The organism is Brucella sp. NBRC 12953 (assembly GCF_040369775.1).
Taxonomy (GTDB): domain Bacteria; phylum Pseudomonadota; class Alphaproteobacteria; order Rhizobiales; family Rhizobiaceae; genus Brucella; species Brucella pseudogrignonensis.
This window is the reverse complement of the sequence record NZ_BAABSV010000011.1, coordinates 50,074-65,452: the sequence shown is the minus strand read 5'-3', so window position 1 is coordinate 65,452 and position 15,379 is coordinate 50,074. Positions and strand designations below refer to the sequence as shown.

Below are 15,379 nucleotides of genomic sequence, written 5' to 3'. Positions count from 1 at the left end.
GGCTTATTTCACAATCTTGAAGCGGGTGCGGCGCGTGGCATAAGCAACGGCTCCGATGATCATCAGACCAAGAAATGCCTGTTGCAGATAAGGCGGGATGCCGAGCAGAACCATGCCGTTAGCCAGAACGGAAACTATGAGAACACCGATGAGCGATTGCAGCACACCACCCTGTCCGCCAAGAAGCGAGGTTCCGCCGACAACAACAGCCGTGATTGTGGTGAACAGGCGACCCGTGCCAATATCGGCATTGCCCTGCCCAAGCTGCGCGGCAGCAAGCACGGCACCGAGGCCATAAAATGCGCCAGCCATCGCGAAAACAAACAACTTGGTGCGCAGGACCGATACACCGGAAAGAACCGCAATGTCCTCGCCGCCACCAAGCGCATAGATATGGCGACCAAGGCGCGTATGGTTTTGTACCACCCAAGCGACGAACAGAGCAGCAAGCGCAATCCAGACGGTAAAGGGAAGTCCCGCAAAACGCTCAAGTGCAAAGCTACGCACTGCAGCTTCACGAATAGCAATCGTCCCGCCGCCAACCATCAAAGTGGCAATGCCAAGCCCGATAAACCACATGCCAAGCGTCACCATGAAAGACGGTATGCGCAAGATGACATGCAACAGGCCGGAAAACGCGCCCATTGCGGCACCTACTGCAATCGCCGCAATCACGCCCAACACACTGCCCAACCATGAACTGTCCGCGGCCACCATAGATGCAAGCACCACGCCTGCCAGCGCCATGACGCCTTCTACGGAAAGATCGATGCTGCCAAGCAGGATCACAAACGTCGCGCCAAGTGTCAGCACCACTGGAATGGACGAAGCCGATGCAATACGCACGAAGTTATTGACCGAGAAGAAGTTAGGGCTGATCAGCCCCAACCCAATGCATAGAACGACCAACACGATAAGAGGTGCGAGCCGGCGCATCAGCTCCGGCAATCGGCTTTGAGGGCCGTTTTTAGATATGGCAACGCCTTTAGCGTCAGCCGGACTGAAATCCTGGCTCGCAACTCTCATATGCTTTTCCTGTCAGGCAATGTTCCGCCGAATACGGCGTGTCGCATCAGACTGCGAGGGGCTTAACCCTCGCGGATTTGTCCGCTTGCACGCCCCCAAAGGTCCTTGAAATCAAGGTTCGGTGTGTTCTTGATGTTGTTTTCGTAAAAGTCATCAACATTGTCTTTGGTCACGACCAAGGCCGTACCGTAGAACTCGCGATGATCTTTTGGCTCTTTCGATGGATCAAAGACGCCAGCGCGCGCGCTGTAAGGAATTGCAAGCCCCATCGCCCCCTGCCAGAACGGATCAGACGACACGGTCGCGGCAAACTCGCCATTCTTCACAGCTTCAACAGCTGTTCCGATGCCATCAACGCCGGTGATTGGAATCTGCCCGGCGAGACCTTCCGCACGCAATGCTTCCAGCGCGCCGATACCCATATCATCATTCGCGCACCAGATGCCTTTGATGTCATCGCCAAAACGGGTCAGCCATGCACTGACAACGTCGAAAGCTTTGCTTGACTGCCAATCAGCAACCTGAAAATCCAGAAGCTGCACATCAGGATGTGCTGCAAGCGCCTTCTCAAGGCCCTGACGACGATCAATAGCAACCGTGTTCGACAGTGTGCCGCCGAGACCCAGAATTCCGCCCTTGCCACCAATGGACTTAATGAGGATTTCGGCAGTCTCCGCGCCATAGCGCTGACCATCGAAGCTCACATGCGCAACGTAATATGGATCATGATCCCAAGGATGCAGATCGGCAGGCTTGTTCCACTGCGTCAGCACATGTGCTTTAGCTGCAGCGCAAGCTTCCACAATAGGGCGTGCATCGGCAGCGTCGTTTGGATCGACATTGATAACCGCATTACCGCCTGTGCGTGCCAAAATTGCACGAATATCGGCAATGCCCTTCTCGCTATCGCCTTCAGTAACGAGCGTCACATAGTCCAGACCAAGCGATTTTGCGAAAGCTTCGCCGCCTTTATTCCATGCGGCGTGATATGGATTTGAAAGCGAACGGATCGCATTCACCAGCGTTGGCTTCTGCTCGGCAAGTGCGCGCAGCGAAGACATTCCACTGAAAGCTGAAAGTGCACCAAGACCTGCAGCACCCTTCATGAAGGCGCGCCTGCTGAATGGCGTCGTACGAATTAGGCTCATGCGTTTTTCCTCCCAAAACCCGCATTGACTAGCTAGTCACTAGTAGTGCATAGCTATGCAAAGAGATTGCGTGTCGTCAATAGAAAATTTTTGGTGATTGCTATCTGACAACGCGAAAGTCAGTTCAAATCCTTGAAAGCATTTGAACATAATGGCAAAACGAAACCTGATGATTGTTCAAAAACGGGACATGAAGCCGCAAAGGATATGGAATGAAACGTGATAAGCCCTACGCATCATCCACTGATGTGGCGAGACTGGCAGGCGTTTCTCAATCCGCTGTTTCACGAACCTTTAAGCCGGGCGCTAGCGTTTCACCCGAAACACGCAAAAAAGTCTTGGCTGCAGCGGAAGAACTGGGGTATCGCCCAAGCTTCATCCCGAGCATCATGCTAAGCCATCGCTCTCGACTAGTAGCGGTGGTAATAGGCGGCCTATACAACCCCTTCTATACATCCGTTCTTGAAACCTTCTCCAAAATGCTCCAGGCAGAAGGCTGGCGCATCTTGCTGGTGCACGTCGAAAGTGGCCACACCTTCGATGATATTGTGCCAATGCTGGCAGGCTATCGTGTTGATGCCATCGTCAGCGCACTCGCGGTTCTTAGTCCAGAAGCGCTGGAACAATTATCGCAACTGCGCGTACCAGTAATCTCTTTTAACACCCGCTTTTCCGGCGAATGGGTGCATTCGATTAGCTGCGATAGTGTTGGTGCATCGCGTGTTATGGCCGAGCATTTCATTGAACGTGGCGCACGCAAGTTTGCCTATATTACCGGCCCAGTCGATAGTCAGGCAAACATTGATCGACAGTTCGGTTTTTGTAAGCGTCTTGAGGAAACTGGCTTCGAGCCCCCTCTCATTTTAGAGGGCAACTATCGTTATGAAGCGGGATATGCTGCGATCAAGCAGCTTAAAGACATGATGAGTTCGACAAAAGAGCTACCAGATGCGATTTACTGTGCAAACGACCTATTGGCGCTTGGCGCTATAGATGCGTTACGGAAGGAAATCGGTGTTCGTATCCCTGATGACATCATCGTTGGAGGTTATGACAATATAGCAGAAGCTGGCTGGGCATCTTACAACCTTACCACACTGGTTCACGACGGCGAAAAAATGGTTGAGCGAGCGATAGGAATCCTCGCTGAAAGCGAGCCCGGGCAGATTGGCGAGCGCGACCACCAATCTGTTATCGCGTCTCCACTAATTATTCGAAACAGTACAGGCGGGTCTCAGCCAGCAGGCGAGGCAAAACTATAAAATTCCGCCTTTATCAGCTCGCTGCAAAAAAAGAGGGTAAAACGATAAGAATAGACTGAAGAACACGCACGAAACTGCTAGTGGCTTAATGGTGGATATAAGGAGAAATCATGCGCTTGATTATCATGGCAGCTATGATGCTGGTGGTTACGGGAATTGCAAATGCAGCTGATAAGCCTATTGACACTTATTACGCACGTTTAAGCGAGCGCGACCACTATAGTTCATCTGGCCAGCGCCTTACAAAAGTTGCAGGCATCATCCGACAGGACCGAGCCAATGTGCACCAGTTTGGCAAAGTCGACGCAGAAGACGAAAAAGATAAATTCTTCAGCAGCAAAGAGAACCGCGCCAAACTGGAGAATATGCTTGCGAACGTTCGAATCTCACCGATTGATCAGGCGACCATTATCAATGCAACGCCCGTGATTTTCGTTGAGGTCTATCCAACCTATGTCGTTGTAACAATGAAGTAATAACACCCTGCAGCATAGGCATCTTCAACGCGCTCTCAGCATTATTTTAGTTGTGGTCACGTTATCAATACGTTCTCTTGAATAGAGCAGTGGAACTGGGCTTGCTTCCTGCCAATTTGCTAGAAGATCCTTATAGTGCTCCGATGAAGGCAAACCCGATTGTCCGGGATTGTTGACAAACAAACTGTTATCCCAATCCCCCACATCAATGACCATCCGGACAGATGGACCTGCGACAACCGAGAAGTCGTGCAATCGGTACGTGGCATAATTAAGCGTCGAACTGCTACCACCCAAAGCTAACGGCTCAATCGACCAGTCGTCCTCTGTCAACGACTGTAAGGGATGGCGCAGCTCAAGCTTATGGATGTCACCCCATGCCCATTGCGTAGCATCCGCCCCCATCAAAGAGGCGCATTCAGCCCAGGCATCGGTGAGACTTTGTTGAATTGCCGCAATATGCCTGGAGGATGTTTCCGCATTTTCCAGCCATGACACAATGCTCGGTGAATCGAATGGCATGAGCAGTGGTACAACTTCCGGGGTCGCACCCTCGGCCTTTGCAACAAGCGGTCCAAGATACTTGTTCAGCCAGACTTCAAAAAGCGCTGCCGTTGCAGATTTTGCCGAAAGGTCCGCACCCCAATCGCGAAGAAGCAGCACAGCCGGATCATCACTATGCTGGAGCAGTCCCTTGAGGCTTTTTAGTGTCCGCGCGGCAATGGGCGAAAAAGTGGAGGCTTGCAAGCGTGCACAGTCTTCAAGCGATATGGGCGCTTTGCGCGACAGCGCTTGATGTAAGGTGTCGTGACGACTGCTATCCAGCCATTCATAACCAATGGCCGGATTGTTGGCTGTCCACGCATCGGGCACATTCATGGCGTTGGCGGTCGCGATAAAGCCGCGTTCTGGATTAACTTCAACAGGGCCAGACTGCGGAGCCAGATAGCCATTCCACTCATAACGCCCATCACCGGGGACAGGTAAAAGTCCGTCCCAGTTCTCGCGAACAGGCGTGGCCCCTGAAGGCTTCCATGCAATGGTGTTTGTGGTATCTGCATAGATGTGATTAACCGACGGGCATCCCCAGCCATCCAGCGCTCTGGCATAATCAGCATAGTTTTTAGCCCGCATAACGGACAGGCTGGCCATATAAGGTGCCATGCCCGCATCCATCCAGACTGTACGCAGGCCAAAAGCGCGGTTGTTCGCTTTATCCTCATAGAGCACAGGACCATGCCGCGTGAATTTCAGTTCGACGGTTTGATCCAGATGCCCTTTAACGGGGATGGCTTCAGTAATCGTCGTGAACCGCTCCCAATTGCCTTGGTAGGCATATTGGTCGTGGTTGTTTTCATCAGTCTGATAAACGTAGATATCTTCCTGATCGGCTCCAAAGATGGTGAGGCCAAAGGCAGCGGTGCCGTTGTGACCCATGGAAATCCCGGGAACCATTGGCTCCCCTGCGCCAATCACATCAAGGCCCGGCATGGACAGGTGAACCACATAACGGATTGATGGCAGGCCGTGAGTCCGATGGGGATCGAGTGCCAATATCGGTCGCCCGGTCGTGGTCTTTTCAGCTGCGATTGCCCAATTATTAGAACCCTCTTCAAAAGAGGCGCGCGCGATGTCGCCGGACGCCGAAACAACCGTCCAGAGACCTGCTTCATCAAGTGTTGCAGCCAATCGTTCTTTGGAGAAGGTGGCAGGACTGACAGCGAGCTGGAAGTCACGCAAAACCCTGTCAGTCATGATGTGGGGATCAAAGCCGTCGACCGGCTTTGGTACCACGCCCTGCGACAATTCCTTGCGCAACTGATCGAGCTTACCACCCAGCTCCACACCCGCTTTTGCCATGACTTTTGAGCGCAAAAGCTCGGATGATGCATTTCGTGTCAGCGAATGGGTGCGTACGCGCACTACGTCTTCAGCACACCAACGGTCAGGCTTGTGACCGAGCAGAGAGAACTCCGGCGGAAGTGTCCTCTCGCCTGCTTCACAGGCATCGATATATGCATTGATTCCTTGAGCAAAAGCCGCGCATATCTGTTCAGAATCTGGATCATAGGCCTTCCATTCCGGCGCCATGTCTCCGCGATAAAGCAGCAGGCGTGCAGCCCTGTCCTGCTCAAGATAGCCGGGGCCAAAATCACGCGCCAGCAGACCAAGCCCGCGCTTGCGTGCTATATCGATCTGCCAGAGCCGATCGCGCGCGGCATTAAAACCTTGTGCGAAAAAAAGATCATGCAGGTTTTCCGCCCTGATATGGGCGACGCCCCATTGATCCACACTAATCGTGACTTCACTCAGCAAACCCGCGATGCGGGTTGCCGTTGATCTTGTAGCATCGGCCATGGCCGCACCTCTGGCTGTTATTCCAGTGAGAGAAACAGGCCCGCATGAAGGCGAGCACGTTCGACCAGACTGTCTTCGAAAATATGCTCGCCCAGCGTATGCAGGCCTTCACCACGCACACCGATGGAATCGAGCGTCGGGACACCAAGCGCTCCGGTAAAATTACCGTCCGAGCCGCCGCCCGAACTCTGGACCGACATGGTGAAGCCGATCTCCTTTGCGATATCATTGGCAAAGTTGAAGAGTTTCGTATCCTGCGGCTGACCCGGCTCCCACACAGGACGCGTGACACCACGGGTGACGATCAATTCAACCCCGTCTTTATCTCCGCCAAGCGCCATGATCCGCGCAACGCCGTCTTCCAGGTCTTTTTGCGTTTTGGCCATGCTAAGCGCTTCGGCATTACAGCTTGATGAGACGCAATTGACCCATTGGCCTGCATGAATAACACCTACCGAGAAAGTGCAATCGTCTGTCGTTAGTGCTTCGATCTCGATAATTTTTTCGGCCATACGACGGATTGCCGAACGGCCTTCTTTGAGCAGCCAACCGGCATGGCTTGGCTTGCCGACAGTCTCAAGATTGTATCGAGCGATTGCATAACGACCGACAACCGCGCCACCATCACGCAATGCTGGTTCTGGCACCAGAACATATTTGTTCTTGAGCGCTTCCTGCTCAATCAAATCGCGGGTCGAAGGTGTGCCGACTTCTTCATCCGGTGTCAAAAGAAACGTAACGGGAAGCTTTGTTGTAAGCCCGCTCCGTGCGATCTCACGCATGGCTTCAAGGGCCACGAAGTTGCCACCCTTCATATCCTGAATACCGGGGCCGTAAAGTTTACCGTCCTCGCGGCGATAGGGATTGATGTTGATCACACCGAGCGGATGAACCGTATCAAGATGACCTGACACCAGAATACCCGGCTTGCCCTGATCCTTATGCGGGAAACGAGCGCGCAGGGAGCCGCCGAACCCCATGCGACCCGGAATGAATTCAATTGTGGCACCTGCTGCCGCAAAATCATAAGCGGCAACCTCAACCATGCGATTAACAGCACTTGCATCGAAGGTCGGGCTTTCCGTTTCGATCCAAGGGCGCAGGCGCGCAATCATGTCATCGAGGTTAAATGGCAATTCATGCATACTCATGCTGCTAAGTCCTTGTTTACTGGCAGGCGGGTTTCCACGATCCGGGCATAGATCGACGCTCCGATTGGCAGTGTTTCAGGCTCAAGTACGAAAGCTGGATTATGCAGCGCAGCTTTACCGCCATGCATCACATTGATGTAAGCGCCCGGTACACGCGCGAGCATGTCGGCAAAATCTTCACTGCCCATAAATGCCGGGCAATCATCGCTCACATTGTCGTCACCCAGCACATCGCGCGCTGCCGCCATATAAGCATCGGAGAGTTCATGGTCGTTGCGCAGGACGTCAAAGACGTTGCGAAGATCGACATCAACCGTGATACCGTAACCCGCAGCCACACCTGCACAGATTTCACGGATACGGCTTTCCGCAAGCTCACAGACACGCTGCTCGAAATAGCGGATGGTGCCGGTGATGGTTGCCACTTCCGGCACGATATTATAGGCGCTGCCGGTATGAAACTGCGTGCAGGATACAACGCAGGCATCCGTTGCAGGGATGTTGCGTGACACGATGGTCTGCAACTGTCCAACCAGATCAGCGCCAATCACCAGCACATCGCGGGCATTGTGCGGCTGGGCTGCATGACTGCCCTTGCCGGTCAGTTTGATGTCGAAGAAGCTTGCGCCAGCCATAGCCGCACCCTTGCGGATAAGCGCTTTGCCGAGTGTGCCCATAGGCTGGTTATGCATTCCGTAGATTTCGTCGCAAGGGAAACGCTCAAACAGTCCTTCGGCAATCATGCCGCGTGCTCCACCCAGACCTTCTTCGGCGGGCTGGAAAACAAAGACGGCAGTGCCTTCGAAATTGCGCGTCTCAGCAAGATATTGAGCCGCACCAAGCAGCATGGTTGTATGACCATCATGCCCACAGGCATGCATCCGGCCGGGATTTTGCGACGTGTAAGACACGCCCGAAATCTCGTCGATCGGCAGCGCATCCATATCTGCACGCAGACCCACACGGCGATTGCCTGGGTTTCTGCCTTTCAGAATGCCAACGACACCGGTTTCGGCGATGCCCGTATGCACCTCGTCAAAGCCCCATTTTTCTAAGAGTTCCGCTACAACGCCTGAAGCATGTTGTTCCTCAAAGCCAATTTGCGGATGACGATGTAGATCTTCGAAAACCGCGCGCATCTCGCCGGCTTTCTCCTCAATAAACGGTATGATGGGCATGATTTCATTCCTGTCTGAAATACTGAAGATAATTCAAGCGGCCGGACGTCCCGCCGCAAAATCCCAGAAGCGACCGGGCGCCGCCTCTATCAAAGAGCGCGTATATTCATGCGAAGGCTTGCCAAGCACGTCGGAAGCATTGCCCTGCTCGACAACCTGTCCGCGTTTCATCACCAGTACATCGTCGCAAATCTGCGCGGCCACACGCAGATCGTGGGTGATAAAAATGATGGCGATGCCGGTATCGCGCTGCAATTCGGCGAGAAGTTCGAGAACCTGCGCCTGTACCGAAACATCAAGCGCCGACACAGCCTCGTCGGCCACCAGAATATCTGGTCGAAGGGCTACCGCACGCGCAATGGCAATACGCTGTCGCTGGCCACCGGAAAACTGATGCGGATAACGCTTCAGCGAATCCTCCGGAAGCGAAACGATCTTCAAAAGACGCTTTGCTTCAGCGACCGCCTCTTCATAAGGCACACCATAATTGACCGGGCCTTCCGTCAGGCTTTGCTCAATTGTCCAACGCGGGTTCAATGAGCGGAACGGGTCCTGAAACACGACCTGAAGCTTCTTGCGGAACGGCTTCATTTCGCGTTTTCCAAGATGCGCAATGTCCCGCCCATCTACGACGACTTCACCCTCCGTCGGCTCGATCAAACGCATAATTGAGCGGGCAACAGTTGTTTTTCCGGAACCGGATTCCCCGACGATGCCAAGCGTCCGCCCCGGTTGCAGCTCGAAATTCACTTCATACGAGGCTTTAACGCCGGGCTTGGTGCTGAATAGTCCACCAGTTTTATAGGTCATGCCAAGGTCACGAACGCGGATCACCGCTTTATGTCCCTGTGGCTCACGCGCCAGTCGCGGAATAAGGCTTGGCACAGAGCCAAGCAGGTCTTTGGTATATTGCTGCTGTGGCGATGTCAGAACGTCACGGATGGTCCCGCGTTCCACGATCTCACCGCTGCGCATAACACAGACGCGATCAGCAATTTCGGCAACTACGCCCATATCATGGGTGATGAACAGCACGGCTGTTCCATGCTTCTCCTGCAATTCTGCAATAAGCGACAGGATTTGTTTTTGTGTTGTCACGTCAAGCGCAGTGGTCGGCTCATCGGCAATCAGAACCATCGGCTCCAGGATGAGCGCCATAGCGATCATGATACGCTGACGCTGCCCACCTGAAAGCTGGTGCGGATAGCTCTGATAAATACGCTCCACATCGGGCAGATGTACCTGCTCCATGATGTTGATGACTTTGGCACGCTTGGCCTCTGACGAAAGGCTGGTATGAACATCCAGAACTTCCGTGATCTGCTCACCCACCCGCATAACAGGATTAAGCGCCGTCATCGGTTCCTGAAAGATCATGGAGATACGTGTTGCACGCATCTTTTTCATGTCCGCAGCCGACAGCTTGAGCAAATCGGTGCCGTCGAGCCTGATCGCCCCTTCTTTGACCAGAAGTGCATCTTTCGGCAAGAGCCCCATTGCGGTGAGCGACGTTACCGACTTACCTGAACCGGATTCGCCCACGAGACAGACGGTTTCGCCCTTGCGAATGTCAAAGCTTACGCTACGCAGAACTGGTGTGCCGCCGGGAAGTGCCACAACAAGATTTTCGACTTCCAGAACGACAGGTTCATGTGTGAAATCACGATTGCGCAGTTCCATATCAGCCCTCCCGCTTTTTCAGACGTGGGTCGAGTGTATCGCGCGCTGCGTCACCCAATAGATTGATCGACAAAACGCAGAGTGTCAGCAACAGACCCGGCCAAAGCACGATCGATGGCTTGATGCGGAAAAACTGGCGACCTTCTGCCATGATGTTGCCCCAGGTTGGGATTTCCGTGCTGATACCGGCACCAAGAAACGACAGGATTGCTTCGGTCAGGATTGCCGACGCAATGATGTAAGTGCCCTGCACGATGAGCGGTGCCATCGTATTGGGCAGCAGATGCCGGAACAGAATCTTCGGTGTGCTTGAACCAAGTGCTAAGGCTGCTTCAACATAGGGTTCCTCACGCGCGGTCAGAATGACAGAGCGGACCAGACGCACGACGCGGGGAATTTCCGGAATGGTGATCGCTATGATGACAGAGCCAATCGACGGACCGTTGAGAGCGACCAGAGCAATCGCGATCAGGATCGATGGCATCGCCATCAGAGCATCCATCATACGCATGATGATGGCATCTGCGGTACGAAAGAAACCGGCAATAAGGCCTATGATCACGCCAACACCAATAGATGCGGCGGCGGCCAGAAGTCCGATCAGCAGCGAAATACGCCCGCCGAGGATCATGCGCGAAAAGAGATCGCGACCATAATTGTCCGTTCCAAGCAGATATTCATCCGAAGCAGGCTTAAGCCGCATCATGGGGTTCATGGCGAGCGGATCGTGTGGAGCAATCCACGGCGAAATGAGGGTGAGAAGAAGGATTGCACCGAGAAGAATGGCGGCAATCATCGGCCCGATACCAACGCGTGCAACGCGCGGCAGCGAGAACATGCGGAGCATCCAGTGCATACCCGCTGATGTTTTTTCTGAGCGCATCAATAACGAATCCTTGGGTCGAACAGTGTATAGGAAAGGTCGATCAGCAGATTGACGAACACATAAAGCGCACTTGTCAGCAGGATCATCGCCTGAATGACCGGATAATCGCGCGCAAGAACTGCATCGACCGTCAGGCGACCGATGCCCGGAATATTGAAAATGCTTTCGGTTACGACCACACCGGAAATCAGCAGGGCAAATCCGGTGCCAACGATGGTCACAACCGGCACAGCTGCGTTTTTGAGCGCGTGAACGAAGAGCAGGCGGCGATCACTCACGCCTTTGGCACGGGCGGTGCGAATATAATCTTCGCCAAGTACATCTAGCATTGCCGCACGGGTCATGCGGGCGATCAGCGCGATGTAGATCGAAGCAAGTGTAAGAGCAGGCAGGATTGCGCGCTCCAGAAAGCCACCCAAGCCTGATGAAATCGGCTTGAAGCCCTGTACCGGAAGCCAGCCAAGATTGACCGAGAAAATCAACAGTAGCACATAGCCAACAAGAAAGACCGGAACGGAAAAGCCAAGAACTGAAAAGCTCATGACAAGATAGTCTGCCCATGAACGGTGGCGCCATGCAGCAATCACACCCATTGGAATAGCGACAAGCACTGCAATGATAATGGTCAGCACAGCGATAGAGATTGTGGGGCCGATACGCTGCGAAACCATATCGAGAACTGGTACGCCCGAAATCAGCGACACTCCGAGATCGCCCTGCATGATCTTACCCATCCAGGTGAAATACTGGGTGAGGATTGGCTCGTTAAGGCCCATGGCTTCGCGGATGCGTTCAAGCTGTTCGGTGGTGGCGGCATCGCCAGCCAGAATTGCAGCCGGATCACCCGGCGTCAGTCTCAGGAGGAGGAATACAAACACCGATACCAGCAACAAAACCGGCACGAGTGCGAAGATGCGTTTTAACAGATAGACAGCCATATGCGCGTCCCGCTTGAGGTGGGACCGACAGAGCGTCGGACCCACGTTGAACTGGGAGCTATCGCACTAAGCGCGATAGCTGCGGGCGGATTACTCTTCGGTCTTTTTCACATTCCAGAAGACCGGAACAGGCGAACCAAGCATATCGACGACATTGGTTCTGCGGCCCTGCGGCGGGTTATATTCACCCAGCGGAATGTAGAGAACATTTTCCAACGTCTGAGCCTGTATCTTCTCTACCGCAGCTTTCTGCTCCTCAGGCGTCTTGGCTGCGATATATTCCTTTTTCAGAGCTTCTATCTTCTCGTCTTCCGGCCAGCCAAACCAAGCCTGATCTCCACGACCATTGAGCATGACCGAATTCAAAGGTGTTGCAATTTCCGGAATCTGCCAATTGGTGAAGAACATATTCCAGCCACCCTTTGCAGGCTCATCTTTCGATGCGCGGCGACCGACAAGGGTTTGCCAGTCCATTGGCTGCATATCGACCGTAAAGCCAGCTGCGCGCAGTTGTTGAGCTGCAACAACTGGCTGCGGTGACAGGCTGGACACGTCAGTTGGCTGCATCAGGACAACCGGCTTGCCATCATAGCCCGCCTTCTTGAGAAGCTCTTTCGCTTCTTCGATGTTGCCCTTTGCTACAAGACTTTCAGAGCCGACATCTGTTGCATTGGGTGTGCCGCAACCAAAAATCGCACCACAAACCTTATAGTAATTTGGATCAGCCATCAGAGCTGCCAGCACTGGCTCCTGCGACATGGCACGGAACGCCGCGCGGCGAATATCCGGATTATCAAAAGGCGCATGCTTGAAATTGAGACGACCCATGGTCTGATAGCCAAGCGGGTCGCGCTGCTCCAGAACGACTGTATCATCGCCTTCAAAAAGCGGCACAAGATCAACGGGCACCTGCTCGATATAGTCGATTTCACCACTTGTCAGCGCATTCGCGGCGGTCTGAGCATCGGTCATCGTGACCCAACGCACCTTATCGACGTTGACGACCTTACCGCCTGCCATCCAGCTGGCTGGCTCGCTGCGCGGTACATAATCTTCATTCTTGATGTAAGTCACGCCGACACCCGGCTGGAACTCGGCAGGTACGAACTTGAACGGTCCCGAACCAATATGTTCGGTGATTGCAGTATCAGCAGGCGTTGCTGCGATACGCGCTGGCATAATGAATGGAGGCAATGCAGACTGCTTAGCAATCGTATCGAGGAACGGTGCGAATGGCTCCTTCAGCGTCCAGACAATCGTTTTATCGTCGTTTGCTTTGAGCGAATCTGTGATGTCCATGATCAGCTGGCCGCCGGTATCGCGCTTGGCCCAGCGTTCAAGCGAAGCGACAACGTCAGTAGCCGTTACCGGGGCACCATCATGAAATTTGAGACCATCGCGTAACGTGAAAGTATAGGTCTTACCGTCATCTGAGACGGTCCACTCTGCCATTTGCGGCTGAGGTTTGAAGTTTTCATCAACGGCAATCAGCACGTCATAAATCATATAGGCATGATCGCGCGTAATGTGAGCGGTAGTGATTACCGGGTCGAGCATACGCAGATCCGAGTGCATAACAGCAGTTAGTGTTGTTTCTGCTGCGGCTTGGCCAGCACTGAGCGCAATCAGCGAAGCGGCAATGCCATATTTAAGTTTGCGGAGGATAGGCCCAGTGTGTGGTGGTTTAAAAAACGTCATATACTTGGTTCCTCTGAAGGTTGTTATTATTGTTTTATTTGAATGTGTCTCCCAGCGGCTCAAGCCGGATGCCTGAACGCAAATTCTTCCACGTCAATTGTGCAGGGCTGAGAGGCATTGCGCCGGGAGCGGTGCAAACGAGAAGCTTTTCGGCGATTGGTGCAAAATCCGCCCTGAAATGTACCGAACTTTTATTGACCAGAATGGCTTCCTGTTCAGGCTCGATGCCAACCATGCGATAAAGCGCACGATCCGCCATCTGCGCCAGATTTGTGGTCACGACAACCCGCGTTCCGCCGAGCCGCAAACAAGCGGATGGTCCCATGTCGAGCCATGTTCCGCCATAATAGGGACCAGTTGCATGTGCCTTACCGTCGGACAGTTTTTCAACGATGAACTTTGCTCTGTAGGGCTCGTCACCTGCAATACCCGACTTGCCGCCGAGTGCGATTTCAACTTCCGCACCCTCACCTGCCTGATGTGCAATCTTTGCTGCTTCTGCGTCGTGAATACAGCCGATGGCAGCGCGTTCCGCGCCACCAGAAACGAGTGCGCGTAGCATTCCTGTGGTATCTGAACTACCACCCGCACCGGGATTATCCTGTGTATCAGCAATGACGATCGGACGGCTTGCATCGCGGGAAAGCTCAATGGCTTTCGCAACGCCTTCTTCAGGCTGATAGGCTGTGCCCGCAAAGGCAGGCTCTGCCGCAGACAGGGCTGCCATGATCTCATCGGCACAGGCTTCAACCGCCTGGCCGTTCCAGCCATAGGCAAAGACTGAGGGGCCGCATTCGGCAAAATCAGCCGCAGGAAAGCCCATGAACAGCGAAGCCGTCAGTACATTTTCCGGCAGATCAATGGTCATGCCGTAAAGGCCTTTGGCAGGCTGTTCATCTGTGCACTGCCACGCAATCGGAATGAGATAATCACCTTGTCGCATTGCCTTATGCCAGCCATGAGGCTTGTCCATCAGCGCCTGCAACGCATCCGCCGCACGATAACCGGTTTCGGCCATATCGATATGCGGATAGGTGCGGAAGCCAACCATGACATCTGCATGGTCGAACATGCGCTTTGTGATATTGCCATGCAGATCCAGCGCTACTGATAGCGGCTCACTTGGGCGCACCGCACGCACACGTTCCAGAAGTTCGCCTTCTCCATCATCGATGTGCTCGGCAACCATGGCGCCATGAAGGTCGATGAAGATACCATCAAGCGGACCGCATCCCTTTAAGCCTTCGACAATCTCAGAGACGATTGTTTCATAAGCGTCCTTTGTGACAGGAGCAGAAGGAATGGCGCCGGCCCATAGGATTGGCACAATTTCCCAGGCCGCTTCATGCGCAAATTTTAGTGCCCCGGCGATACCAAGATTGACGTTCTGCGCATTTTTGAAAATCGCGTCACCGCGCGAAAGCGGGATATATCCGCCACCCTGAACGAACGCTGCCAATGTTGCTGGAGTTGCAGCAAAAGTGTTCGTTTCATGCAAAAAGCCAGCTACAGCCACGCGTTTTGACACGAGCGTACTCCCATTTTCCTGATTTGCCCCCTCGGGCTATTACGTGTATC

Annotated in this window: 12 protein-coding genes; 2 read left to right on the top strand and 10 right to left on the bottom strand. The window is 53.6% G+C overall.

Annotated elements, in window-relative coordinates:
* Nucleotides 1–3: 3 nt before the first annotated feature.
* Both ABWV94_RS21005 and ABWV94_RS21000 read right to left on the bottom strand, forming a co-directional pair.
* Complete coding sequence (locus tag ABWV94_RS21005) at nt 4–1,026, bottom strand: ABC transporter permease (protein ID WP_353415243.1); 1,023 nt, start codon at nt 1,024–1,026, stop codon at nt 4–6.
* 62 nt (nt 1,027–1,088) lie between these two features.
* Nucleotides 1,089–2,174 carry a sugar ABC transporter substrate-binding protein gene (locus tag ABWV94_RS21000; RefSeq protein WP_113159022.1) on the bottom strand — a complete coding sequence of 362 codons (1,086 nt, stop codon included), beginning with the start codon at nt 2,172–2,174 and terminating at the stop codon, nt 1,089–1,091.
* Nucleotides 2,175–2,386: 212 nt separating this feature from the next.
* On the opposite strand from ABWV94_RS21000, the gene ABWV94_RS20995 reads away from it, so the two are divergent.
* The gene (locus tag ABWV94_RS20995) at nt 2,387–3,436 is read left to right on the top strand and encodes a LacI family DNA-binding transcriptional regulator (RefSeq protein ID WP_353415242.1); all 1,050 of its coding nucleotides are present in this window, start codon (nt 2,387–2,389) and stop codon (nt 3,434–3,436) included.
* Between the two features lie 116 nt (nt 3,437–3,552).
* Nucleotides 3,553–3,912, top strand: coding sequence for a hypothetical protein (locus tag ABWV94_RS20990; RefSeq protein WP_353415241.1), 360 nt, complete (start codon nt 3,553–3,555; stop codon nt 3,910–3,912).
* A gap of 24 nt (nt 3,913–3,936) precedes the next feature.
* On the opposite strand, the gene ABWV94_RS20985 is transcribed toward ABWV94_RS20990, so the two are convergent.
* The 8 genes from ABWV94_RS20985 to ABWV94_RS20950 form a co-directional block, all read right to left on the bottom strand.
* Nucleotides 3,937–6,270, bottom strand: a complete 2,334-nt coding sequence (locus tag ABWV94_RS20985) for a penicillin acylase family protein (protein WP_353415240.1) — start codon at nt 6,268–6,270, stop codon at nt 3,937–3,939.
* Nucleotides 6,271–6,287: 17 nt separating this feature from the next.
* Entirely contained in the window at nt 6,288–7,421 is a 1,134-nt protein-coding gene (locus tag ABWV94_RS20980) for a M20/M25/M40 family metallo-hydrolase (RefSeq protein ID WP_113497458.1), read from the bottom strand.
* Nucleotides 7,418–8,599 carry a M20 aminoacylase family protein gene (locus ABWV94_RS20975; protein ID WP_113497456.1) on the bottom strand — a complete coding sequence of 394 codons (1,182 nt, stop codon included), beginning with the start codon at nt 8,597–8,599 and terminating at the stop codon, nt 7,418–7,420. Before ABWV94_RS20975 ends, ABWV94_RS20980 begins: the two co-directional genes overlap by 4 nt.
* Before the next feature lie 33 nt (nt 8,600–8,632).
* The gene (locus ABWV94_RS20970; RefSeq protein WP_353415239.1) at nt 8,633–10,279 is read right to left on the bottom strand and encodes an ABC transporter ATP-binding protein; all 1,647 of its coding nucleotides are present in this window, start codon (nt 10,277–10,279) and stop codon (nt 8,633–8,635) included.
* A 1-nt stretch (nt 10,280) separates the two neighbouring features.
* Nucleotides 10,281–11,162 (bottom strand): ABC transporter permease, encoded by an 882-nt coding sequence (locus ABWV94_RS20965; protein WP_079213568.1) that lies wholly within the window; start codon nt 11,160–11,162, stop codon nt 10,281–10,283.
* Nucleotides 11,162–12,103: an ABC transporter permease gene (locus ABWV94_RS20960; protein WP_007880117.1), complete on the bottom strand. Its 942-nt coding sequence runs from the start codon at nt 12,101–12,103 to the stop codon at nt 11,162–11,164. The genes ABWV94_RS20965 and ABWV94_RS20960 overlap by 1 nt, the downstream gene beginning before the upstream one ends.
* Nucleotides 12,104–12,193: 90 nt before the next feature.
* Complete coding sequence (locus ABWV94_RS20955; protein WP_353415238.1) at nt 12,194–13,801, bottom strand: ABC transporter substrate-binding protein; 1,608 nt, start codon at nt 13,799–13,801, stop codon at nt 12,194–12,196.
* Nucleotides 13,802–13,835: 34 nt separating this feature from the next.
* Complete coding sequence (locus ABWV94_RS20950; RefSeq protein WP_113497450.1) at nt 13,836–15,329, bottom strand: M81 family metallopeptidase; 1,494 nt, start codon at nt 15,327–15,329, stop codon at nt 13,836–13,838.
* Between the last annotated feature and the right edge of the window lie 50 nt (nt 15,330–15,379).